Source organism: Corynebacterium sp. HMSC064E07 (genome assembly GCF_001815745.1).
GTDB lineage: Bacteria > Actinomycetota > Actinomycetes > Mycobacteriales > Mycobacteriaceae > Corynebacterium > Corynebacterium jeikeium_D.
This window is the reverse complement of the sequence record NZ_KV821815.1, coordinates 24,394-46,193: the sequence shown is the minus strand read 5'-3', so window position 1 is coordinate 46,193 and position 21,800 is coordinate 24,394. Positions and strand designations below refer to the sequence as shown.

The following is a 21,800-nucleotide window of genomic DNA, read 5'->3' as shown; positions in this document are numbered from 1 at the left end:
GGGTAGCCCTTCATCCGAGTGGCCGTCTACGATGGTCACCGTGACTCAAGACATTAATGCTCCTCATGTCCCAGAAAACGTTGAGCTCACCGATCGTTCGGCAGAGTTCTTTACGCAGGCTCAGGCAGTGACGCCGGGTGGCGTGAACTCGCCGGTCCGCGCCTTCGGTTCCGTCGGTGGCACCCCACGTTTCATTGACCACGCCGCGGGCTCTCGTCTCGTGGATGTTGATGGTAACGAATATGTGGACTTGGTCTGCTCGTGGGGTCCAATGATTCTGGGCCACGCGCACCCGGCAGTGGTGGAGGCCGTTCAGAGCGCCGCCACTCGCGGTTTGTCTTTCGGCGCTCCGACGACGGCTGAGACCGACCTGGCTCGTCACATCGTTGAGCGCACGTCGGTAGATGAGGTGCGTCTGGTCAACTCCGGCACTGAGGCCACTATGTCCGCAGTACGCCTGGCTCGCGGTTTCACTGGCCGTTCCAAGATCATCAAGTTCGCCGGCTGCTACCACGGTCACGTGGACGCGCTGCTGGCATCGGCCGGTTCCGGTGTCGCTACTTTTGGTCTGCCGGATTCGCCGGGTGTCACCGGTGCATCGGCTGCCGACACCATTGTTGTTCCTTATAACGACATTGAGGCCGTCAAGGCCGCATTCGCTGAGAACCCGGGCGAGATTGCCTGTGTCATCACTGAGGCGGCAGCGGGCAACATGGGTACCGTCGCACCGCAGGACAACTTCAACGCGAAGTTGAAGGAAGTCTGCCACGCAGACGGCGCACTGCTGATTCTCGATGAGGTCATGACTGGCTTCCGCGCTTCCTACAACGGCTGGTACGGCATTGATGGTGTGGCCGGTGACCTGACCACCTTCGGCAAGGTCGTCTCCGGTGGTCTGCCGGCAGCTGCCTTCGGTGGTCGCCGCGACGTCATGGAGTACTTGGCTCCGAACGGTCCGGTGTACCAGGCAGGCACACTCTCCGGTAACCCGGTCGCTATGGCAGCTGGCCTGGCCAACCTGGAGAATGCCACGAAGGATGTCTATGACACCGTCGCAGCCAATGCAGATCGCCTGGCCACGATTCTGTCCGACGCCCTGACCAAGCAGGGCGTGGCCCACCACATTCAGCGTGCGGGCACGATGCTCTCGCCACGCTTCGCCGAGGGCGAGGGCCATAACTTTGAGCAGATGCAGGCAGCGGATACTTTCCGCTACCCGGCTTTCTTCCACGCCCTACTGGCCAATGGTGTCTACCCGCCGGCTTCTTGCTACGAGACCTGGTTCGTCTCCGCTGCGCTGACCGACGCCGACTTCGAGATTATCGAGCGTGCAGCAGCCCGCGCGGCCGAGGCGGCGGCAACCGCCAAGCCGGAGTAGGTGACACGTGCCGAACAAGACCAATTCGCAGGCAGCACAGCAGGAATCGCAGCCGACACAGCCGGAAAACCAGGCGTCTAAGCGTGCAACAAAGCACGCCAAGACCACGGTCGTACATCTCGTCCGCCACGGCGAGGTTTATAACCCGGATAAGATTCTCTACGGTCGCCTGCCCGGCTGGCACTTGTCTGAGCGCGGTCAGCGTCAGGCAGCGGCCACGGCCTCGTCCTTCGAAGGCCACGACATCCGCTACTTCGCCTGTTCCCCGCTACAGCGCACGCAGGAAACCTCACGGCCCTTCACCGAGATAATCGGCATGAAGCCGACCCTGGATGAAGATTTGCTGGAGGCTGGCAACTCCTTTGAGGGTTTACACATCAAGGGCATTGACTCCGCACTGTGGAATCCGAAGTACTGGCCACGGCTGCGTCGTCCGAGCGTGCCCAGTTGGGGCGAGCCCTACGAGGAGATCGCGGACCGTATGTTCCACGCCATCGAGCGAGCCCGCGAGGCCGCCGAAGGAGCGGAAGCGGTGCTGGTGACGCACCAGCTGTGCATCATTGCAGCTCAGCGTCGTGCGCGGTACTTGAAGCTCGCCCACAACCCGGCAACTAGGCAGTGCGATCTGGCCAGCGTGACCTCCTTGGTCTTCGTCGGCGACACCATTGTCGACGTGCGCTACAGTGAACCGGCCGGTCACCTGTAAGGTGAATAAATAGTTTTGTTGAAGTTTCACTGACCCCCGGAAGGTGGCACCCCAAGTGGCCAAGGTCTCATCGTCCCGAATTGCAGCAACGCTAGCGGCAGCAACTCTGTCTCTGTCGCTCGCAGCATGTAACCCCGGAGATTCAGTGGGACACGATGCCGTTGCCGTCGGCGGTCAGTTCGAGTTTGTTTCTCCAGGGGGTCAGCAGATCATTGACTACGCACCCGAGGAGCGCAAACCGGTCGGCAAGGTGTTCGGTCCTTCTCTAGAGGACGACGACAAGAAAATCTCCCTCGATGACTTCAAGGACCAGATTGTGGTCCTAAACGCCTGGGGGCAGTGGTGCGCACCGTGCCGATCCGAATCGGATGACCTGCAGTATGTCCAGGAACAGATGGAAGAGCAAGGTATCGGCACCGTTCTCGGCATCAACGTCCGCGACAATGTCCGCCAGGCTCCCATCGACTTTGTGAAGGACAACGGCATCACCTACCCGTCCATCTATGACCCGGCCTTCGTCAACGCCAGCGCACTCGGCGGCATCCCGGCTTCGGTGATTCCGACAACCATCATTCTGGACAAGCAGCACCGCCCGGCCAAGGTCTTCCTCCGCGAGGTCGATCACACCATGCTGATGAAGGCTGTTAATGAAGTGAAGGCGGAGGGCTAGGCCCCAGCATGGGAACTCTTGCCATGGACACGATTTATCTTGCCGATGGCATCGGCCAGCAGTTCGCCGACGCCGCCACCGGCGGTCCCATCCTATTAGGCCTGCTCGCTGCTGCGCTGGCTGGTCTCGTCTCGTTTGCCAGCCCGTGCGTCATTCCGCTCGTGCCCGGTTACGTCTCGTATCTCACCGGTATTTCCGGAGCATCGGGGGCGCAGGGCCAGGGCTTGACGACGGGCACTGCGGACGCAACCGCCGTCGATAAGCGTGACGGCGATGGAGGGCGTGGCAAGCGTTCCGCAACTGCCCGCGTCGGCCTGGCTGCGTTGCTGTTCGTGCTGGGCTTCACTGTCATTTTCGTGCTGGGGTCGGCCTCAATTTTCGGGCTCGTGTCCACGCTGCGTCTGCAGGCGCGCACGCTGACGATTGTCGGTGGCGTGGTGACCATCGTGATGGGACTCGCCTTCATGGGCATGGTGCCGGCGCTGCAGAAGGACACCCGCATGGCGCCGAAGCGCTGGACCACGTGGCTGGGAGCGCCACTGCTTGGCGCGGTGTTCGCGCTGGGGTGGACGCCGTGTCTGGGCCCGACGCTGACTGCAATTATTTCGGTGTCCGCGGGCACGCAGGGTATGACCGCGGCCAGGGGAGTGGCGCTGATTATCGCTTACTGCCTGGGGCTGGGGCTGCCGTTCATTTTGGTGGCGCTGGGGTCGGCACGCGCGATGCGTGGAGTGGACTTCCTGCGTAAGCACTCGCGAACTATTCAGCTCATCGGTGGTGTGGCGCTGGTGCTGGTCGGAATTGCCCTGGTCACGGGACTGTGGGATGTTTTTGTTGCCTGGGTTCAGGCCGCTTTTATTACTGATACGGTAACGCCAATTTAGTGAAAGATTTTTCGATGTCGGTGAATTGGAATAAGGTACGACAGCCCTTCCAGCAGGTCTGGAACTGGTTGACCAGCATGCGCACAGCGCTGATTCTGCTGTTCATCCTCGCTTTCGCAGCGGTTCCGGGCGCCCTGTTGCCACAGCGCTCGCTGAATAAGGACAAGGTCGACCAGTATCTAGCCGCCAACGGCAAGACCGCCGAGATCATGGATAAGCTGCAGCTTTTCGATGTCTTCTCGTCCGTCTGGTTCGTCGCCATCGTGGCATTGCTGCTGATTTCCCTGGTTGGCTGCATTATTCCGCGCACCATCGACCACTACAAGGCCATGAAGACGCCACCGGCCAAGGCGCCGAAACGGTTGGCGCGTCTTCCGCTTCACGACGAAGCCGTGGTCGATGCCTCTGCGGATGAAGTTTCTAAGCGGGTGCGTGAGCGCCTGAACAAGTGGGCGTTGACCGAGACTCCAGCAGATGAAGATCGCGCTGGGGCACGATCCTTTTCCGCGGAGAAGGGATACCTGCGTGAGTTTGGCAACCTGGTGTTCCACCTGGGCATTGCGCTGCTGATTATCATCGTCGGCTTGGGCCGCATGATCTATTACGAGGGTCAGGTCATTTTGCTGACCAACACCGGCACCGAGATTTCTGACGACAACGTCAATAGCGCGGTGGGCGTTCCGTTCTGTAACACCGCTGCTGCGAACTATGACTCGCTGCGTGCTGGCAACACCTTCGACGGTACAACTCTGAACCCGTTCTGTATTCAGGTCGATGACTTCTTCGCCGATTACCTGCCGAACGGTCAGGCCAAGATGTTTACCTCTCATATCCGATTCGCAGAAGAAGAGGATATGCGCAAGCCGGTCGATGAGTGGGAAAAGACCACGCTGCAGGTCAACCATCCGCTGCGCGTCGCCGGTGACCGTGTGTACCTGCAGGGGCACGGCTTTGCCCCGGCCTTTAAGGTGACCTGGCCGAATGGCGAGTCGCGTACGTCGATTGTCCAGTTCCGTCCGGATGATCCGACCTTCTTCCTGTCCTCTGGTGCGCTGCGCTTCGACCCACCAGCAGGCATGTACCCGGACTTGTTCGAGCGCCGCCAGAACCAGATTGCAATCGAGGGACTGTTCGCTCCGACCGCGGAGTTTACTGGTGAAAAGGGTGCTCTGCTGCAGTCCTCTTACCCGGCGATGCAAGACCCGGCCGTGGCTGTCGACATCTACCGCGGCGACGCGGGCTTGGACACCGGTCGTTCGCAGGGGCTGTTTTCCCTCGACCGCGATCTGATGCACTCGGGTCAGCTGGCTAAGGAAGCCCGCGTCAACCTCAAGCAGGGCGAATCCACCGAGCTTGCCGACGGCACCAAGATTGAATTCCTCGGTGCGAAGGAATTCGTCAACTTGCAGGTTTCGCACGATCCCACGCAGTTCTGGGTGCTGGTGGCAACTGTGGCCGCACTGGCGGGCATGGTTCTTTCGTTGGGCATTAAGCGCCGACGTGTTTGGGTGCGCATGTTCCCGCTGGAAGATGGCCGCACTCGCGTTGAGTTCGGTGGCCTTGCCCGCACCGACAAGGCAGGTTGGGGCGAGGAGTTCCAGTACATCGTAGATGACATCCTGGAACGTGACAGTGATGACGAGGATGCTGCTGACAACAATGCTGCGACCGACGAGAGCGCGGACGACAAGGACAAAAGCTAACTGACCACTAAGTCTGGTCCATCATTACTGCAGGGTGAATGCGCGGGGGCGAGAATTGCGCCTCCGCGCATTTTTGCGTCCCCCGTGTCCCCGGTCCCCTTTTGCTTAGTCCTGCTTTAGTACTAGGGTTTGAAGAAGTATTCCGCTAATTCCACACTTTGGAGCCAAGTACATGCTCGTCAATAAGACACTGGCGCAGTTTTCGGACTGGTCGTACTTCACGGCCTTCGCCTTTTATCTTGTGGCCTTTGTTATTTCCATTGCCTACTACAGTCGTCGTATCGCGGCCGCTGAAGCGAAAAGCCAGGTTGCGGAACGCGAGCTGGTAGCCGCCGGTGCGGGTGAGGGAGCTACCACCGCTAGTGTTGCTGACTCTGGGGAGTCGGCGACGAAGTCGTCGGCAAGCGAGCCTAAGAACCAGGTGCTGACGAACCGACTCGGCGTTGTGACGGAAATGCTGATTTACGTCGGGGTGGCCGTGCACTTTGCATCGGTGCTGCTGCGTGGCCTGGCCGTGCAGCGTTTCCCGTGGGGCAACCTCTACGAGTACGTATCAGTTTCAATCCTCTTTGCTATGGCAATTGCAGCTGGCGTACTGCATCGTGAAACCATGCGTGTGTTCTGGCCGTGGCTGTTGGCTCCGATTCTGGCGCTGATGTTTTACGGTGGTAAGAACCTATATGTTGAGGCTGCTCCGGTGGTGCCGGCACTGCAGTCGATTTGGATTCCGGTTCACGTCTCGATTATTTCTATCGGGTGCAGTATCGCACTGATTTCCGGTGTTGCCTCGATTCTCTACATGCTGCGGATGTACAACCGCGAGGGCAAGGAAAAGGGCTTCCTGGGCAAACTGGTCGCGCCGCTGCCGGATGCTCAAAAGCTGGATGCGATTGCTTACCGCACCGCTATTTGGTCCTTCCCACTGTTCGGTCTGGGCATTGTGCTGGGCGCTATCTGGGCCGAGTCCGCATGGGGTCGTTACTGGGGCTGGGACCCGAAGGAGACCACGGCGCTGATTACCTGGATTATCTACGCCCTGTACCTGCACGCTCGCGCGACTTCGGGTTGGCGTAATACCAAGGCCGCGTGGATCAACATCTTCGGTTTTGCCACCATGGTGTTCAACCTCTTCTTCATCAACCAGGTGGTTTCGGGCCTGCACTCCTACGCTGGTCTGAACTAAGTCTTCACACTTGTACAAAGCCGGCATCGCCGGGTGAACTAGAATCGCTTCCATGCGCGTTCTCGTCACCGGTGGTGCCGGCTTTATTGGTTCCAACTTCGTTCTCCGCACTCTGGCTACACGGCCCGATGTGAATGTCACGGTGCTGGACGCTTTCACCTATGCCGCGAACCCTGCGAGCTTGGATGGCGCGGACTGTGAAATCATCCGCGGCGATGTTCGTGACGCGGAGCTGATCGATCGCCTCGTGCCCCGCTTCGACGTGGTCGTCCACTTCGCCGCAGAGAGCCATAACGACAATTCGCTGGTGGATGCCGATCCCTTCGTCACCACTAATGTCATGGGCACCGTGAATCTGGCCAAGGCTTGCGCCACCCACGACGTCCGCCTTCACCACATCTCCACCGACGAGGTCTTCGGCGATCTCGCTCTCGACGATCCAGCACGCTTTACGACGGCCACCGCGTACAAACCCTCCAGCCCCTACTCGGCCTCCAAGGCTTCAGCGGATCACTTTGTCCGGGCGTGGGTGCGCAGCTTCGGGTTGGTTGCGACGATTAGTAACTGCTCGAACAACTACGGGCCGAGGCAGCATCCGGAGAAGCTGATTCCCCGCCAGATCTGTGGTCTGTTGCGCGGTCGTAGCCCTCGCGTGTACGGCACTGGCGAGAATGTTCGGGACTGGATTCACGTCGATGACCACAACGACGCGGTCTGGGCAATCTTGGATTCTGGCGAGGTGGGGGAGACCTACCTGATTGGTGCCGATGGCGAGCGTTCCAACCTCGACGTGGTCGGAGACATCCTGGAGGGCTTCGGTCGTGAGCGGTCCGACTTTGTCCATGTCACTGACCGCCCGGGGCATGACCGTCGTTATGCGATTGACCCCGCATCCATCCGCAGCCTTGGCTGGCAGCCGCGCTACCAAGACTTTTCCGCGGGGCTCGCCGAGACCATCGACTGGTATCACGCCAACGAGTCCTGGTGGGCGGCGGCCTACGATGCCGCTGAGGCTGGCTACGCGGAGCGCGAGCAGGAGTTGTAGTTCGCTGCTGGGGCATGCCTAGCGAACCCTCAACGCACACTCAGTGCACACTCAACGCGTGCCACAGCCTCAGCCCGGGCGCCCCGTCTACACTTGTTACCCATGAGCCCTAAGAGCACATTCCAGCCCACTTCTATCGACGGCGTTTTCACCTTCGAACCGGTCATCCACGGCGACAGCCGCGGTAGTTTCCACGAGTGGTATCGCCTCGACGCATTCGCCGAGGCCACGGGCTACCCGTTCTTCCCGGAGCAGGCCAACATGAGTGTCTCCGCCGCAGGCGTTGTCCGTGGCCTGCACTTCGCTGACGTCAGCACCGCGCCAGATGGCCACCCCGGCCAGGCGAAGCTGGTTACTTGTCCCGCGGGCCACATCCTCGACATTGCGGTTGACCTGCGTCGCGGCTCCGATACCTTCGGCAAGGTCGAGGTTTTCGAGCTCGACAGCAAGACCCGCCGAGTGGTCTATCTGCCCAACGGCATCGGACATGGCTTCGTCTCGCTTGCCGACGACTCTGTGCTCACTTACCTCACTTCCACCGGTTACAACCCGGAGGCAGAGCGTGCTGTTAGCATCCAGGACCCGACTCTCGGAATTGACCTGGCTGCGCTGCTGGCCAAGGGTGGTCTCACCGACGCGGACATGATTCTCTCCGAGCGCGATCAGAAGGCTCCGACTATCGAGCAGTTCGAGGCCGAGGGCAATAAGCTCCCCAGTGAGTTTGACTGCAAGGATCTTGAGAACATGGCTCGCGACGAGTGGGCAATCGCCAACGAAGCGGCCGGGCAGTAAGGCAGAAAGGCGCGAGCACTATGAAGGGCATCATCCTCGCAGGTGGTACGGGCTCTCGGCTGTTTCCCATCACACTTGGCGTAAGCAAGCAGCTGGTTCCCGTCTATGACAAGCCGATGATCTACTACCCGCTGAGCACGCTGATGCTAGCGGGAATCAGGGACATCCTCGTCATCACCACGCCACATGATGCCCCGCAGTTTGAACGCTTGCTTGGCGACGGCTCGCAGTGGGGCCTCACCCTCACCTTTGCCACCCAAGACGAGCCCCGTGGTCTCGCTGAAGCGTTCATCATCGGTGCGGACCACATCGGCGATGACTCCGTTGCCCTCATCCTCGGCGACAACATCTTTTACGGTGCTGGCTTGGGCACGCAGCTGCGCCGCTTCCATAACGTCGATGGCGGAGCGATCTTCGCCTACTGGGTCGCAGATCCCACAGCCTATGGAGTCGTGGACTTCGACCAAAGCGGCAAAGCCGTGGCGATCCAGGAGAAACCGAAGAAACCACGCAGCCATTTCGCGGTGCCTGGTTTGTACTTCTATGATGCCGAGGTTGTTGAGATAGCTCGCTCGCTGCAACCGTCGTCACGCGGCGAATTGGAAATCACGGATGTTAACCGCGCCTACTTGGAGCGCGGGAAACTGCAGGTAGAGGTGCTGCCGCGCGGCACGGCATGGCTGGACACGGGCACGGTGGACAATCTGATGGCCGCGGGTGATTTCGTGCGCACGATTGAGCAGCGGCAGGGGCTAAAGATTGGCTCGCCGGAAGAGGTGGCGTGGCGCATGGGATTCATTGACGATGCTGCGCTTAGCGCGCGTGCCGACGCCCTCAGCGCCAGTGGCTACGGGGAATATCTACAGCAGTTGTTGCTGCGTGGCAAGGACGTTTAGTCAGTTTCGCCGGGATTATCGGGGTTGTCGTCCTGCTCCCGTTCGCGCCGCTCCTGCAGCTCCTGCTCACGTTTACGGCGATCGAATTCGGCCTTCTTGAGCTTCCAGAGAAACTCCGGATCATCGTCGGGAGCGAGCGGACGGGGTTCCGGTTGCGGAGCGGAAATACGTCGCATGCCGTTGCCGCGACTGCCGGGGCCAAATGCCTTCCACAGCATGACTACGACAAGGATGATGAACAGCAGCAGAATGAGCCGACCCATGTAATAGCTAACCTCCTGGATTTACCGACTAGAATACGCAACGAGTCCCGTAGTGCCCACGAGGGGTATCGCACTGCATGCGGTACGGCGTACAGAGTTCGTTAGGGTACAAAGGAACGTTGGACACGAACAGCCATGGACGCTAGCAACGCCCGGGCACAGCACAGGCGTAACACGTAGAGGTGAGGGTTTAATGACCAATCCAGCAGAGCAGGACAAGTTGGCTTCTGAGGCTCAGATGCCAGCAGCTCCGGTGACCAAGAATGCTGGTCGCGGCAATGCCATGAAGGGGCTGTTCTGGTACGGCCTTGCTCGTCTGCTGCTATTCCTAGTGCTGTTCTTCATTCTGCTCGTGATTATCTACCTCGTTAATGTGCAGATTCCGGCTGCAATTACGGCTGTGTTCGCACTGATTATTGCGATGCCGCTGTCGGTTTTTGTGTTCCCGAAGCTGCGCGTCCAGGCCAATGAGTCTGTTGCAGTGTGGTCGGAGAACCGCCGCGCGCACAAGGAATACATTGCGCAGCAGATTAAGGATCGCGAGGAAAACTAGCGCACCTTCTCCAGGGCCCGCTCGATAGCCCGGTTCACCGCTTCCGGAGCCTCGAGCGGCAACATGTGGCCGGCCCCGTCGACTTCAACCAGTTCGGCGTCCGGCCACTTTTCCATAATTAGGTCTGCTTGCTTGCGCGGAGTGACATCGTCCTTCGTGCCCACCAGTACCGCTCCTGGCAAGCCCTCCAAGTAAGGCCCGGATGCGAACTCGTCGTGATCCTGCAGGTCGTCGAGATATCCCACGAAAGTTTCCAGCGGTGTTTCATTAATCATGGCCGCGTGGAACTCGATGATCTCGTAGTCCGTGCGCCGGGCGAACACCGCCACCGCCAACGACGGCGCCATCAGTGACGCGATTGCCTCGCGGAACTTGCGAATCTCCTTCGGCGAGGACTCAATTGCATTGCGCGCCGCATCCGCCACCGGGGACGCCAGAATCTGCGGCACACCCTGGGCGGCCAGCTTGTCGATAGACGTGGAAATCAACACTACGCCTGCTATCCGACGGCGAATGCTTTCCTCGGCAGCCCGCACCATGTGCAGTGCAATCAAACCGCCTAGCGAATGCCCAACCACGATGAGTTTTCCGGTCGCGGCACGCTCGGCGATCACGGCCAGCGCATCGGCCGCAGCCCCTTCGACCGTGCAGAGTGAAGCCGGAACCGCTCCGGTCAGGCCGTGGCCGCGCAGATCCATAGTCAACAGGCGTGCTTCCGGGTGCGACTTGCGCAGCGCGTTGAACTGCCGGTACCAGGACTCACCAGCCAGGGTGAAGCCGTGGACGAAGACGATGGTCACGGGTTCTTTGGCGGGTTCGCTAGGTTCAACCTCGTACCAGTGCACCGGAATATCGGTGGTGACAGCATCCGGCTTGTCGCTGGCCTTCCGCTCGTCGTCCTTGGCCGCAATCTCGGCCGTGACCGGTGCGGTCTTGATATGCACCACGCCGGTTGACGTGAGATCGGTGAGTCCCGGTTCACGGGTCTGCGAATGCAGCGCACCGTGCTCCAGCGCCAGTCGGCGGCGTCCCGATTTGGTCAAACGCAGAGCAGCGCTGCGGGCGAAAGCTGGAGCCTTGGCTGCTGTGTCGCCAACTCGGGTTGCGGCCTCCTGGACGTCGTCAAGCGCCTTGTGCGTCAGTGTGCGGAAGTCCATCGGTACCCCCTAGCTGAGCGCGAGTGCGAGTGCCGTAATGACGGACCAGGCAAGCATCATCTTGCCGGTAAGCCCCAGTACCGGGATGAGCTCCTTGCCCTTCTTATGCATGCGAATTGGCTCGGAGGCCTTCACCCACAGCGGCACGATGAGCAGACCCACCAGCGCCCATGGGCGCCAGAAAGCGATAAAGCTGCTGGCCAGCGCGGGCATGAGGGAGAGAATCTGCCAGACGATGCGGGTGCGGAAGTCGCCCAGGCGAACTGCCAAGGTGATCTTGCCGGTAGCGGCGTCGGTGGGGATGTCGCGCAAGTTGTTCGCCAGGTTCACGGCAGAAGACACCGAACCAATACCAATTGCGCAGGCCAGGCCGACCCAAGACAGCGAGCCCGTCTGGGTGAATTCCGTGCCGAGCACCGCGACGAGACCGAAAAAGACGAAGACCGAGACCTCGCCAAGTCCGCGATAACCGTAGGGATTTTTACCGCCGGTGTAGAACCACGCAGCCGCGATGCACAGTGCACCGACCAGAATGAGCCACCACGCGCTCATCAGGGACAGCGCCACACCGGCAAGACCGGCGACACCAAAGGAACCGAACGCCGCGTACTTCACAACCTTCGGCTCGACCAGACCAGAACCCGTCAGGCGCAGCGGGCCCGAGCGGTCATCGTCAGTGCCGCGGATGCCATCGGAGTAGTCGTTGGCGAAGTTCACGCCCACAATCAACGCCCACGCGACAACCAGCGCGAGCACCGCACGTCCCCAGATAATCGGCGCGTGCGTCGATGCCGCTCCGACACCGACGATGACCGGCGCAAACGCATTCGCCCAGGTATGGGGGCGCGCGCCTTCCAGCCAATCGCTTAACGACGCCGTTGCAGGACTCTTTGGTGCTTCAGACATGAATTAATAATAGGACGTGACACCAAATGCCTTGAACTAATGCGTGTCTGAATGAGCTAAAAGAGCGCCGCGACTTTCTTCCGGTCGACCTTGCCCGGACCAATCAGTGGCAGGACCTCCACGCGACGCAGGTCCTTGGGAATCATCCAGTGATTGATTCGCCCGGCGTCTTCAGCATCGCCGAGCCCGTCCATGACATCGCCGAGCTCAGCGGTGCCTTCATACGCTGCGACGATAGCGTGGCCGAGCCGTGGGTGTGGCACACCGACCACGCAGGCTCCCGTAACTCCATCGATGGCGAGCAGTTCACGTTCGAGGACTTCGGGGTGCAGCTTCAACCCGCCGGAGTCGATGATGGTGTCCAGGCGTCCCGTAATGACTAGTCGGCCATCGCGGATCTCGCCCGCATCGGAGGTGGCGAACCAACCTGGTTTATGGAAAGCCTCGTGACCGGGCGCATTGCGGTAACCGTGCGCGATCATCGGTCCGCCCAGCCAAACGCGACCATTTTCGATGGCGACCTGTGCACCCTCGATGGGCTGGCCGTCATAGACGCAGCCGCCGGCTGTCTCGGAGGAACCATAGGTGGTCACGACGTTGATGCCGAGTTCTTCGGCGCGCGCTGCCACCTGCGGGTTCAAGGCTGCGCCGCCGACAAGGACAGCATCAAACAGGCGCAGGGCTGCCGCGCCAAAGGGTTCTTCCATGGCCTTGGCCAGCTGCATCGGAGCCAGCGAGGTGTAGGCACGGTCGCTGGTGAGGGCCTCGGCGCCGTCGGCGAATGCGGCCACATCAAAACCGTCGGTCACATCCACACACACCGGATTCGTGCCCGCGAGCAGCGAACGAATGAGAACCTGCAGGCCAGCGATATGGTAGGCCGGCATCGCCAGCAGCCACTGCCCTTCACCGCCGAGCCACTGATGTGTAGCGGTAGCAGAGGAGACCAAGTTATCCACCGTCAGCTGTGCACCCTTCGGTGTGCCGGTGGAACCGGAGGTGCCGACAACAAGCGCGATGGATTCATCAATTGGCTCACCTGCGCGTTGCGAGTTCCGCAAGATTGAGGCGCGCGTGCCGTCGTGAAGCGGAACGGGAAGAAGAGAGACCTCACCGTCCAGCGCAGCGCGGAGGTCGGGCAGGATGGCGGTCGGGTTGTGGGGATTGATGGAAAGCAGGCTGAGCGTACGCACAACCCAAACCATAGTCGGTGTTATTCCGTAGTTTCTGGTGGCGAGGTCGGAACAATCGTGGCCTCGGGCGCGTTGCGCAGACCAAAGACAGTCATAGATAGAAAGGCGTCGAAGATGGGTTGGATTTTTGGTAGATCAGCGGAGCTGGTGCCGGAAGATGAGGCGCTAAAGGGCGGCTCGCACCCGGTGTTGGAAAATCCGAAGCCGCATGCGGTGCTCGGCACGCCGATCACCGGCCCATGGGAGGAAGGCCAGGAGGTCGTCTACATCGGGATTGGCTGTTACTGGGGTGCTGAGAAGCTGTTTTGGGAAACACCGGGCGTGCTCAGCACATCGGTCGGGTTCGCCGGGGGCATGACGCCGAATCCCACCTACCGCGAGTCCTGCACCGGACGCACCAACCACACCGAGATTGTGGAGGTCGTCTACGACCCGGAGCAGATTAGCTTCGACCAGCTGATCGCCAAGGCCTTCGAGGCCCACGATCCCACGCAGGGCTACCGCCAGGGCAATGACGTCGGCACGCAATACCGTTCCGCGATTTACACGAAGACGCCCGAGCAGGCGCGCCGGGCGCAGGAGATCGCCGATGCGTACGCGCCGAAGCTTGCCGACGCTGGCCTGGGTCCCATCACCACGGAGATTAAGCCACTCGCGGAGACCCCGGCAGGGGAGTACTACCGGGCTGAGGATGAGCATCAGCAGTACTTGTTTAAGAATCCGAACGGCTACTGCCCAGTGCATTCGACCGGCGTGGCCTGCGGAATTTAAAGGCGAAACTTCGTAGAACGCTTAATTGCGATTAGTAAAACTCACTGAGAAAAGTAAGGTGGTTATATTAATCCGATAGTCGAATAGGAGTGAACCCTTGTGGTGAAGCAAGTACTGCGCGTTGCATTTGCCTTCGTCGGCGTGGTCGTCGGCGCGGGCTTTGCGACGGGTCAGGAAATCATGCAATACTTCGTCGCCTTTGGCATCAATGGTGTCTGGGGTGCCGTTCTCTCAGCGGTAATCATGAGCCTGATGGCGATGATCATTTTGCAGCTGGGAAGCTATTTTCAGGCCAGCGAGCACGGCGAAGTTTTCCGACGCGTATCGCACCCCATCTTCTCGCGAGTACTGGACATTGGCGTGATTATCACGCTCTTCGCCACCGGGTTCGTCATGTTCGCCGGTGCCGGTGCCAACATGGAGCAGCAGTGGGGCATCCCTGTGTGGATCGGTGCCGTAATCATGGTGTTGGTGACCATTGCAGCCGGTTTCCTCGATGTTGACCGAGTGACCACAGTGATCGGTTCCATCACGCCGTTTATCGTCGGCTTTATCCTGCTGGCCAGTGTTTATACGCTGGCGTTCACCGATGCCACCCCGGCCGCGGAGCAGGCAGCTGCCGTTGCGGAAGTCCCGACTACCCTGCCGAACTGGGTTGTCGCCGCAGTGAACTATGTTGGTTTTAACCTGATGGTTGCGGTTTCCATGGCGATTGTTATTGGCGGTAGCCTGTTCAATCCCCGCGCCGCTGGAGCCGGTGGGTTTACCGGTGGTTTGATTTACTCCGCGATGCTGCTGATTACCACCATCACGCTGTTCCACACTGTTGGTACTGTCGCCACCGATGCCGTGCCAATGCTCACCGTCATTAATCGACTGCACCCGTGGCTGGGCCAGGCCATGGCCGTGGTAATCCTTGGCATGATCTTCAACACGGCACTTGGCATGTTCTACGCACTGGGGCGTCGCGTCACCGCAAATCACCCGGAAAAATTCAAGATTGTCTACGTCGCGCTGGTCTTGCTCGGTTTCGCCTTGAGCTTCATGGGCTTCCAGAACCTAATCGGTTGGGTCTACCCAATCCTGGGCTACATCGGTCTGCTGCTCATTACTGTCATGCTTGTTGCCTGGTTGCGCGGCCGCGAGCGCATCAGTGAAGAGACTTCCCGCCGCAAGCGCATCTTCCGCCTGGTCCGCCGTGGCCGGAACAAGGAGGCCCGCGAGGAGATTGAAGACTCCAACCTCAGTGTCGAAGAGGTCCGCGAGGCGATCGAGGAGTAGGTGGGCTGCTCGTAGCGCCGCCGTCAGTCTTGGGATCGGATCGCTTTCAATGATGTCGCCCGAGCCCAAGCCACGAACGCCGCCATCACAATGGCGGACACGAGAACCATCACTGGCCACCGATCGGGGTAATCACGGACTACCCAAGTCCATCCCCATTCCGAGGTCCACCACAACGGTGAGGCGCTGAGGACATCACCGCCAACCATCACCGCCCAACCGCCGAGCGCGACCGAGACAAAGATTGCGGCCGCCACACTTCGACGCGCAATTAAGCCGGTCACGGCCACTATCATCGCGGCCACAAGAGACGCGATGACCGCCTGGTACGGCCAGGGGTTAATGCCCGTCTGGCTATTGGTCTGGCCGCCCGCGCCACTGATAATCACCGCAACCACGAGCACCGGCACGAGAAACGCCATATCCAAAGCAAACAGTCGGAGTGTGATGCTCCGTCGCGCACGCCGATACATCAGCGCTGGCCAGGCATCAGCTTGCGAGGTCCAGGTCATGATGGCGACCACGGTTGCAGCCGTCGGCACGCAGACGAAACTCAGCAGCCCCAGCGCATACTCCGGGTTCCACACCACACGCACGACCGCAAGTCCGGCAAGCATCAGCGCTGCGAGACTCCACCAGGTGCGCCAGGGAAGGGTCGCGCTCATGCCATGGCTTAACGACGAAGTGCTGCGTTCCCGGCCCGTCGGCAAGCTGAGAGATTTTCCGTGCGCAAGCAATGCGATGGCAAATAGACCTAGCCCGAGGAGTAAATGCAGCAACGCGGGCGGCAGGATGGCGATGTTCCAGATCTCGCTGTCGGCGGGAGCCGAGATGGAATTAGCCTGCACTCCGTGGATAGGTAACGTTGGGCGGATTGCCCAGGTCCACGGGAGAACTTTCCAGTTTGGGCTCATGGCGTCCAGTGTTCCTGCGATGGCCCAAGCGATGGAAGCGAGCGGAGCGAGGAAGAGAGCTGCGCGTGGCACAAGGCGCCATAGGGCAAGGCCGAATGTCCAGAAGACGAAGAATGACAACGTGCTAAAGAGCGTGAATTGCAATGCGGTGCTCACGCTCCGGGCAAGGAGTGCAGCCATCAATGCGTGACCGAGGGCCGCGGAGGCAATGACAGTGGCTGCGCGGGCAAGGAGCACTCGAGTGCCCGAGATATTGCGCCAGATTAGGCCGCCTTGGCGGAGTTTTTCTTCACGGTTTTGGCCGATGACGGACGTAATAGCAGCCAGGGGAGGAAGCAGGATAAGCGAGTAGATGTGGGCGCTCGCCATGGCGGTGGCGTCAACGCCTCTAGAAAAGACCATGCTGACCAGAGCGATTGCCACCATGATGATGGGAAGAAACATGGTGAGTGACCACTTTGCCCGCAGTAGCTCGGCGCGGAAGTAGCGGCGGGCAGGAACGGTGCGCGTGTTAAGAGTGCGCGTGTGCGGTTGAGTGCTCATCGGGCAACACCTACTGCGGTGAAGAAAGCTTGCTCGAGGGATTGACCAGCAGCCGCAAAGTCAGCCAGCGGGCCTTCGTAGACCAGTCGGCCACCAGCAAGGACGCCAAGGTGGTCAACGCTCTTCTCGACCTCTCCGAGTTGATGGGAGGACACCACGACGGCCTTGCCACTAGCGGCAAGATTTCGCAACAAGGTGCGCAGGCCCACGATAGCTTCGGGGTCGAGGCCGTTGGTGGGCTCGTCGAGAAGCACAATGTCGGGGTCGGTGAGCAGCGCCATCGCCAGGGAAAGACGAACCTTCATGCCCGTTGAGAAAGCGCGGCCACGCTTGTTACCAGCATGAAGCCCGACCAAGTCGAGGACTTCGGCGATACGGCTCTTGTCCGTGCCGGTCAGATGTGCGTGCACTTTGAGATTGTCGGTGGCTGAGAGCTGTGGGTAGAACGCCGGGCCATTGATGGAGGCGCCGATGCGGTCCAGGTCGACAACGGACCACGGGTGTCCCGCGATGCTGATTTCACCGGAGTAGGGAATTAGCCCAAGCACCGTGCTCATCAACGTGGATTTACCTGCGCCGTTGAGTCCCAATAGCCCGTAGACCTCGCCGGCGCGGACGTTCATATCGAGGCCGTTCAGGACAGGTTCGTTCTTGCCGTAGGAGACAGTGATGCCGCGCAGCTGGAGGAGGGGAGCGGCGGCGTCTGCGGAAGGGCCTGAGGTGGGGGTTGGTGCGTTCATGCCTTAAGTAATAGGAGTGTTTGGCACGGTTCGCGCCCTCCCTGAGGATGAGGTGGCGGAAATATCCTCCCTAGGGAGGAGGCGATAGCGAGGATGACGGTACCAGCGAGGAGAAGCTACAGCAGCCCGTTTTTCGCAGCCCAAATGACAAGATCCACGCGACTGCGTGAGCCTGTCTTGGTCAACAGGGATTTCACATGGGTTTTCACTGTCGTCGTGGCGACAACCAACCTGCGAGCAATTTCGTCATTGGAAAGCCCTTGGCAGACGAGGTTCAAAATCTCCTGTTCGCGGGGTGTGAATTGGGTTCCTGTGTGAGTGGGGTCTGGGTCAGCGCCATGTGTCGAGAATGCTCTCGCTGGCTGTCCTGAGTGCGGTGCGCGCGGTGAAACATGCCGCAACACCATCGGCGTCACCTTCGGATCGATGACTCCTTCACCACGGTGGATACGCATGATGGCCGAAAGCAGCTCACGGGGATTGGAGTCTTTGAGCAAAAAGCCTGCGGCCCCAGCTTCTAAAGCGCCGAGCACCAGGTTTTCTTCGCGGAAAGTGGTCAGCACCAGGACTTTCGGAGTGGATGTGCGAGTCGCACCTCCGGACGGCACGCCTTGCACAATCTGCCGTGTGGCCTCGATACCGTCCATCACAGGCATACGAATGTCCATGACGACAACATCCGCACCGGAGGCAATACGCACAGCCTCGGCTCCATCGCCCACGGCACCAATGACTTTCATCTGCGGGTGGGCATCAATAAGCTGCGCGAAAGACTGCCGAATCAGAGCCTGATCTTCAGCCACTAATACTCGAATTACACCCATTGCTCGTCTTTCTCGACAGGATCGACAGTCAGCCCTGCTTCGGTCGAACCGCTTACAGCCGAATACTGACGCGGAACATGCCGTCGCTTTCACCATAAGTCATCTCGCCCCCGAGCTGCGCCACGCGTTCATCCAGACCAATCAGGCCAGCGCCAGCTCGCTTCCTGGGTTCCAAGGTATCGCTCTCAGCCCGATTTGCAGTCACCAAATGAACCCGCGCCGGACTGTCATCAGCGTCGGCAGGTGGATCGATTGTCAGTGCCAGCTGACCATCACCCGATGAGTGCTTGGCCATATTCGCGGCCAACTCCGTCACTGCCCGCACCAGAGTCAGTCGCTTCGCGAGTGGCCAATCCGCCAGGTCCTCATAAGACTCCGGCAGAGTCACCGAAACATCGCGACCCGGCGGACAAACTGCCGCAACCAGACGCGGAATCTCATTCGGGTCAGCGCTAATCTCGCCGCCATCACGTAGCGCATCGACAAGCGCATGCACATCCCGCAACGATTGGTCTGCGGTCTGGGCAATACCTTCCAGCGTGGTCTTTTCAGCAGCGGATTCCGCTCGTGAGCCATCCATCTCCGCCAGGTACAGAGCGGTTTGGGCCTGAACCTTAATAGAGGTGAGTCCGTGCCCCACGACGTCGTGAAGCTCCCTGGACAACTCCAGCTTGTTGAGCGCCACGACGTTCTCCAACTCCGCGGCATGTTCCTCGGCGTTGATGCGCAGCCATAGTGGCACTGCGTACGCGCTCGCCGTGATAAGCACCGCCGGTAGTCCGAAGACCAATAGTCGTTCCGGGGTAAAGCCGAAGGCAGGAACTGCCGGGTTGAGGAAGCTGCCAATCAACCCCAAAAACAGCCCAACGATGCCCCAGGTGCGATTCGGTTCCCACCTGGTCACGGCCCATAGTGATAGTGGGGCAGCAACAATAATAGGGTCGAGCCCAAGGTTTACAGGGGATAACCACACCAGCAGGGCGAGACCCGCTAGGGCACTGTACGTAACCACAAACGATGCACGCACTGCTTTACGACGAAACGCTGCGGCCCCGGCAATCATCGCGGACAGAATCACATTGGTGACATAAGTAAAGCTCGGGCCATAAGTAAGTAGCGGCGTCATGCTCAACCAGCAGCACAGCAGGAAAGCAGTCGCAATAGCGAGATCGGCAGTTGGGAACGAGCCGACAAAGAAACGTACCCGGCTGCGCCAGTCGAGTGGGGCAGGGGTCTGCGCGGTGGCAGGCTGTGCGTGCATGGAGGAAGCGGTGCGCTGCATGTGTCTAGGCTAGCGGTCGGTGGCTTGCGCGGTTTAGTGTGAGTTTTCCACTTGCCGGAATGTGATGTTGATGCGGCCCTCTTTAAGCCCGCACCCCTCCGGCAAAGTGCCGCGACGAGTCTTGGGCACACCATGAAACGCAAGCCGCTTCGGACCACCAAACACAATCACATCCCCGCTGGCGAGAGTCACGTCATCCCAGGGTTTGTTGCGGTTTTCAGTCCCGCCAATGCGGAACAGAGCCTCATCGCCGATAGAGAGTGACACAATCGGGGCAGGGTAGTTTTCGTTTCGATCCTGGTGCATCCCCATGGTGGCCCCGGGCGGGTAGTAGTTGACCAACGCCATGTCGGGCCGAAAAGTGGTGGGCCACTGGCTGAGGGATTCGTCGTAAAGCGCGGCAGCGCCGAGTGCTTCGGTAGCGAGCTGTAGCAGGTTGTCAGGCACGGGCGGGACGCGAACGCCGCCTGCGTGCGTGACGTAGCGGTAGGGATTGGTGGCCCACATGCGGCCGAGATGCAGCATAAAGACCTGCATCTGACCACTTTTGAGCTGCGGGCGAGTCATGGCCAGGGGAGTGCCGGCAACGTCGCGGGCGATGTCGCGGAGTTGCGTGATGATGCCCGATTGCCGGTCCAGGGGAAGCCATCCTGGCAAATGAACAACTCCCGGCGTGATGCGGGCATCGTCGCGCGGGAGTTGATCGAAGAGCATAGGTCTAGTTTGCCTCTTAACCCGCGATGATTGCGTTAACCGGGCGGGAAAGGAACTGCGGACCAATCTTGCCCAGGTAGCGCAGGATAAAGTCTGCCGCCGACACCGAGTAGAAGTGACGCTGGCGCTCAATGAAGTTCTGCGGGTGCGTTGCCTTCCACACAGCATCAGCGACTTGGTTCGGCGTAATGCGCACGCCAAGACGACGGGTGGAACCGGCGGAAACGTCCGCCAGCTTGGTCTTCGCCCACAGCGGCATGATTGCGACGACGCGGATCTTGTCCTTGCGCCACTCCAGATCCAGAGCCTGCGTCAGACCAGAGACGTAGAACTTCGACGCGGAGTACGGCGCGATGTGCGGCTGGCCGTAAATGCCCGAAGCCGAACCCATGTTGACCAGGTGAGACCCCTTAGTGCGCTTCAGGTACGGGTGCGCCGCCTTCGCGCCCAGTGTCAGGCCGGTGCAGTTGATGTCCACCTGCGCGCGGATAATCTCCGGTGACTGGTCAGTGATATCGCCATCGCCGATGATGCCCGCGTTATTGTCCAGCACCGTCAGCTTGCCGCCGGTGTGGGAGGTGAAGTCCGCAAGCGCGTCCTCCCACTGCTTAAAGTCCGTCACGTCCAGCTTGCCGACGATTACCTCCGGGCGCTCAGCCTTGAGCTTCGCCAGGGCATCCTCATTGATGTCGTAGACGCCGACGGTCCAGCCTGCAGCCAGGAACTTCTCGGCCACCGCGCGGCCAATGCCCTGCGCGCCGCCGGAGATGAAAATGGACGGGGAATCAGAAGTGGCCATGGTGTCTCAATCCTGCCTTTTCTTGCTGTTTTTATAAGTGGATAAGTGTTATTTGCCAGCTTAGGTGAGTATTTGTTGTTTAACCGCGGATTAGAGGAAACGCGCCCTGATTACAAACGCGCCCTCTACACTGGCCACCATGAAACCCCTGAACATCCCACCAGGTCCCGGCATCCCAAAGGGCCTCGTCATCCCCGCGGCGGAGCTCACCGAACGCTTCGCGCGCTCCGGAGGGCCGGGCGGTCAGGGCGTTAACACCACGGATTCCAAGGTGCAGCTATCGGTCGATATCGCCGAGCTCAGCGTGCTTTCCGACGTCTACCGCCGCCGCGCTCTCCAGAACCTCAGCCACCGACTCGATGGCACGACACTCACCGTGTCGGTTACCACGCAGCGCTCCCAGGTACGCAACCGCGCGGAAGCCCGGCGTCGCATGGCAGATCTCATCCGAGAAGCCGTGCAGCCACCGCCTCCGAGGCGCCGGCGGACTCGACCGAGTCGGGCCTCGATTGCGCGTCGTAAAGCGCAGAAGCAACGCCGCTCTGAGCTCAAAGCCAGCAGGCGCCGACCCAGCTCCTACTAGGGGAATATGGGATTTTCGCG

General features: G+C 60.3%; 23 protein-coding genes. 13 read left to right on the top strand and 10 right to left on the bottom strand.

Annotated features, from left to right (window positions below):
* Window positions 1–31 precede the first annotated feature (31 nt).
* The 9 genes from hemL (at window position 32) to rfbA (ending at window position 9,257) form a co-directional block, all read left to right on the top strand.
* On the top strand, window positions 32–1,378 hold the full coding sequence (gene hemL / locus HMPREF3053_RS06000; protein WP_049190552.1) for a glutamate-1-semialdehyde 2,1-aminomutase: 1,347 nt from the start codon (window positions 32–34) through the stop codon (window positions 1,376–1,378).
* Window positions 1,379–1,385: 7 nt separating this feature from the next.
* Entirely contained in the window at window positions 1,386–2,084 is a 699-nt protein-coding gene (locus HMPREF3053_RS05995; protein ID WP_076772585.1) for a histidine phosphatase family protein, read from the top strand.
* 55 nt (window positions 2,085–2,139) lie between these two features.
* Complete coding sequence (locus HMPREF3053_RS05990) at window positions 2,140–2,754, top strand: TlpA disulfide reductase family protein (protein WP_016421995.1); 615 nt, start codon at window positions 2,140–2,142, stop codon at window positions 2,752–2,754.
* Between the two features lie 23 nt (window positions 2,755–2,777).
* Window positions 2,778–3,638, top strand: a complete 861-nt coding sequence (locus HMPREF3053_RS05985; RefSeq protein ID WP_042389096.1) for a cytochrome c biogenesis CcdA family protein — start codon at window positions 2,778–2,780, stop codon at window positions 3,636–3,638.
* A gap of 14 nt (window positions 3,639–3,652) precedes the next feature.
* On the top strand, window positions 3,653–5,341 hold the full coding sequence (locus HMPREF3053_RS05980) for a cytochrome c biogenesis protein ResB (RefSeq protein ID WP_016421997.1): 1,689 nt from the start codon (window positions 3,653–3,655) through the stop codon (window positions 5,339–5,341).
* Between the two features lie 172 nt (window positions 5,342–5,513).
* Entirely contained in the window at window positions 5,514–6,524 is a 1,011-nt protein-coding gene (ccsB, locus tag HMPREF3053_RS05975; RefSeq protein ID WP_016421998.1) for a c-type cytochrome biogenesis protein CcsB, read from the top strand.
* Between the two features lie 52 nt (window positions 6,525–6,576).
* On the top strand, window positions 6,577–7,569 hold the full coding sequence (gene rfbB, locus HMPREF3053_RS05970) for a dTDP-glucose 4,6-dehydratase (protein ID WP_070767432.1): 993 nt from the start codon (window positions 6,577–6,579) through the stop codon (window positions 7,567–7,569).
* A gap of 102 nt (window positions 7,570–7,671) precedes the next feature.
* Complete coding sequence (locus HMPREF3053_RS05965) at window positions 7,672–8,361, top strand: dTDP-4-dehydrorhamnose 3,5-epimerase family protein (protein ID WP_016422000.1); 690 nt, start codon at window positions 7,672–7,674, stop codon at window positions 8,359–8,361.
* 20 nt (window positions 8,362–8,381) lie between these two features.
* A complete protein-coding gene (gene rfbA / locus HMPREF3053_RS05960; protein ID WP_016422001.1) occupies window positions 8,382–9,257 on the top strand; it encodes a glucose-1-phosphate thymidylyltransferase RfbA in 876 nt (291 codons plus the stop codon).
* On the opposite strand, the gene HMPREF3053_RS05955 is transcribed toward rfbA, so the two are convergent.
* Window positions 9,254–9,520 carry a hypothetical protein gene (locus HMPREF3053_RS05955; RefSeq protein ID WP_016422002.1) on the bottom strand — a complete coding sequence of 89 codons (267 nt, stop codon included), beginning with the start codon at window positions 9,518–9,520 and terminating at the stop codon, window positions 9,254–9,256. The two genes, rfbA and HMPREF3053_RS05955, sit on opposite strands and share 4 nt — an antisense overlap.
* Window positions 9,521–9,713: 193 nt before the next feature.
* Here HMPREF3053_RS05955 and HMPREF3053_RS05950 point away from each other — a divergent pair, with 193 nt between their 5' ends.
* A complete protein-coding gene (locus tag HMPREF3053_RS05950) occupies window positions 9,714–10,073 on the top strand; it encodes a DUF4229 domain-containing protein (protein ID WP_016422003.1) in 360 nt (119 codons plus the stop codon).
* On the opposite strand, the gene HMPREF3053_RS05945 is transcribed toward HMPREF3053_RS05950, so the two are convergent.
* Genes HMPREF3053_RS05945 through menE form a run of 3 tightly spaced genes read right to left on the bottom strand, consistent with a single transcriptional unit; the run spans window position 10,070 to window position 13,341 of the window.
* Window positions 10,070–11,230: an alpha/beta fold hydrolase gene (locus tag HMPREF3053_RS05945; RefSeq protein WP_016422004.1), complete on the bottom strand. Its 1,161-nt coding sequence runs from the start codon at window positions 11,228–11,230 to the stop codon at window positions 10,070–10,072. The two genes, HMPREF3053_RS05950 and HMPREF3053_RS05945, sit on opposite strands and share 4 nt — an antisense overlap.
* 9 nt (window positions 11,231–11,239) lie before the next feature.
* Window positions 11,240–12,136: a 1,4-dihydroxy-2-naphthoate polyprenyltransferase gene (locus tag HMPREF3053_RS05940; RefSeq protein ID WP_016422005.1), complete on the bottom strand. Its 897-nt coding sequence runs from the start codon at window positions 12,134–12,136 to the stop codon at window positions 11,240–11,242.
* 56 nt (window positions 12,137–12,192) lie between these two features.
* Window positions 12,193–13,341 (bottom strand): o-succinylbenzoate--CoA ligase, encoded by a 1,149-nt coding sequence (gene menE, locus HMPREF3053_RS05935; RefSeq protein WP_070767431.1) that lies wholly within the window; start codon window positions 13,339–13,341, stop codon window positions 12,193–12,195.
* A 102-nt stretch (window positions 13,342–13,443) separates the two neighbouring features.
* Between menE and msrA the strand changes: the two genes are divergently transcribed.
* Both msrA and HMPREF3053_RS05925 read left to right on the top strand, forming a co-directional pair.
* Entirely contained in the window at window positions 13,444–14,100 is a 657-nt protein-coding gene (gene msrA / locus HMPREF3053_RS05930) for a peptide-methionine (S)-S-oxide reductase MsrA (RefSeq protein ID WP_070767430.1), read from the top strand.
* A 99-nt stretch (window positions 14,101–14,199) separates the two neighbouring features.
* Window positions 14,200–15,381, top strand: coding sequence for a YkvI family membrane protein (locus HMPREF3053_RS05925; RefSeq protein ID WP_016422008.1), 1,182 nt, complete (start codon window positions 14,200–14,202; stop codon window positions 15,379–15,381).
* Window positions 15,382–15,404: 23 nt separating this feature from the next.
* Here HMPREF3053_RS05925 and HMPREF3053_RS05920 read toward each other — a convergent pair whose 3' ends face one another.
* The 6 genes from HMPREF3053_RS05920 to HMPREF3053_RS05895 form a co-directional block, all read right to left on the bottom strand.
* The gene (locus HMPREF3053_RS05920) at window positions 15,405–16,838 is read right to left on the bottom strand and encodes an ABC-2 family transporter permease (RefSeq protein WP_070767429.1); all 1,434 of its coding nucleotides are present in this window, start codon (window positions 16,836–16,838) and stop codon (window positions 15,405–15,407) included.
* Window positions 16,835–17,578, bottom strand: coding sequence for an ABC transporter ATP-binding protein (locus tag HMPREF3053_RS05915; RefSeq protein WP_049172353.1), 744 nt, complete (start codon window positions 17,576–17,578; stop codon window positions 16,835–16,837). The genes HMPREF3053_RS05920 and HMPREF3053_RS05915 overlap by 4 nt, the downstream gene beginning before the upstream one ends.
* A gap of 116 nt (window positions 17,579–17,694) precedes the next feature.
* Window positions 17,695–18,381, bottom strand: coding sequence for a response regulator (locus HMPREF3053_RS05910; RefSeq protein WP_246819386.1), 687 nt, complete (start codon window positions 18,379–18,381; stop codon window positions 17,695–17,697).
* 73 nt (window positions 18,382–18,454) lie between these two features.
* Entirely contained in the window at window positions 18,455–19,684 is a 1,230-nt protein-coding gene (locus tag HMPREF3053_RS05905) for a sensor histidine kinase (protein ID WP_070767427.1), read from the bottom strand.
* 33 nt (window positions 19,685–19,717) lie between these two features.
* Window positions 19,718–20,398 carry an alpha-ketoglutarate-dependent dioxygenase AlkB family protein gene (locus HMPREF3053_RS05900; RefSeq protein ID WP_070767426.1) on the bottom strand — a complete coding sequence of 227 codons (681 nt, stop codon included), beginning with the start codon at window positions 20,396–20,398 and terminating at the stop codon, window positions 19,718–19,720.
* A gap of 16 nt (window positions 20,399–20,414) precedes the next feature.
* Window positions 20,415–21,197, bottom strand: a complete 783-nt coding sequence (locus HMPREF3053_RS05895) for an SDR family oxidoreductase (RefSeq protein WP_070546372.1) — start codon at window positions 21,195–21,197, stop codon at window positions 20,415–20,417.
* 139 nt (window positions 21,198–21,336) lie between these two features.
* Here HMPREF3053_RS05895 and arfB point away from each other — a divergent pair, with 139 nt between their 5' ends.
* Window positions 21,337–21,780, top strand: a complete 444-nt coding sequence (arfB, locus tag HMPREF3053_RS05890) for an alternative ribosome rescue aminoacyl-tRNA hydrolase ArfB (protein ID WP_070767425.1) — start codon at window positions 21,337–21,339, stop codon at window positions 21,778–21,780.
* Window positions 21,781–21,800: the final 20 nt, after the last annotated feature.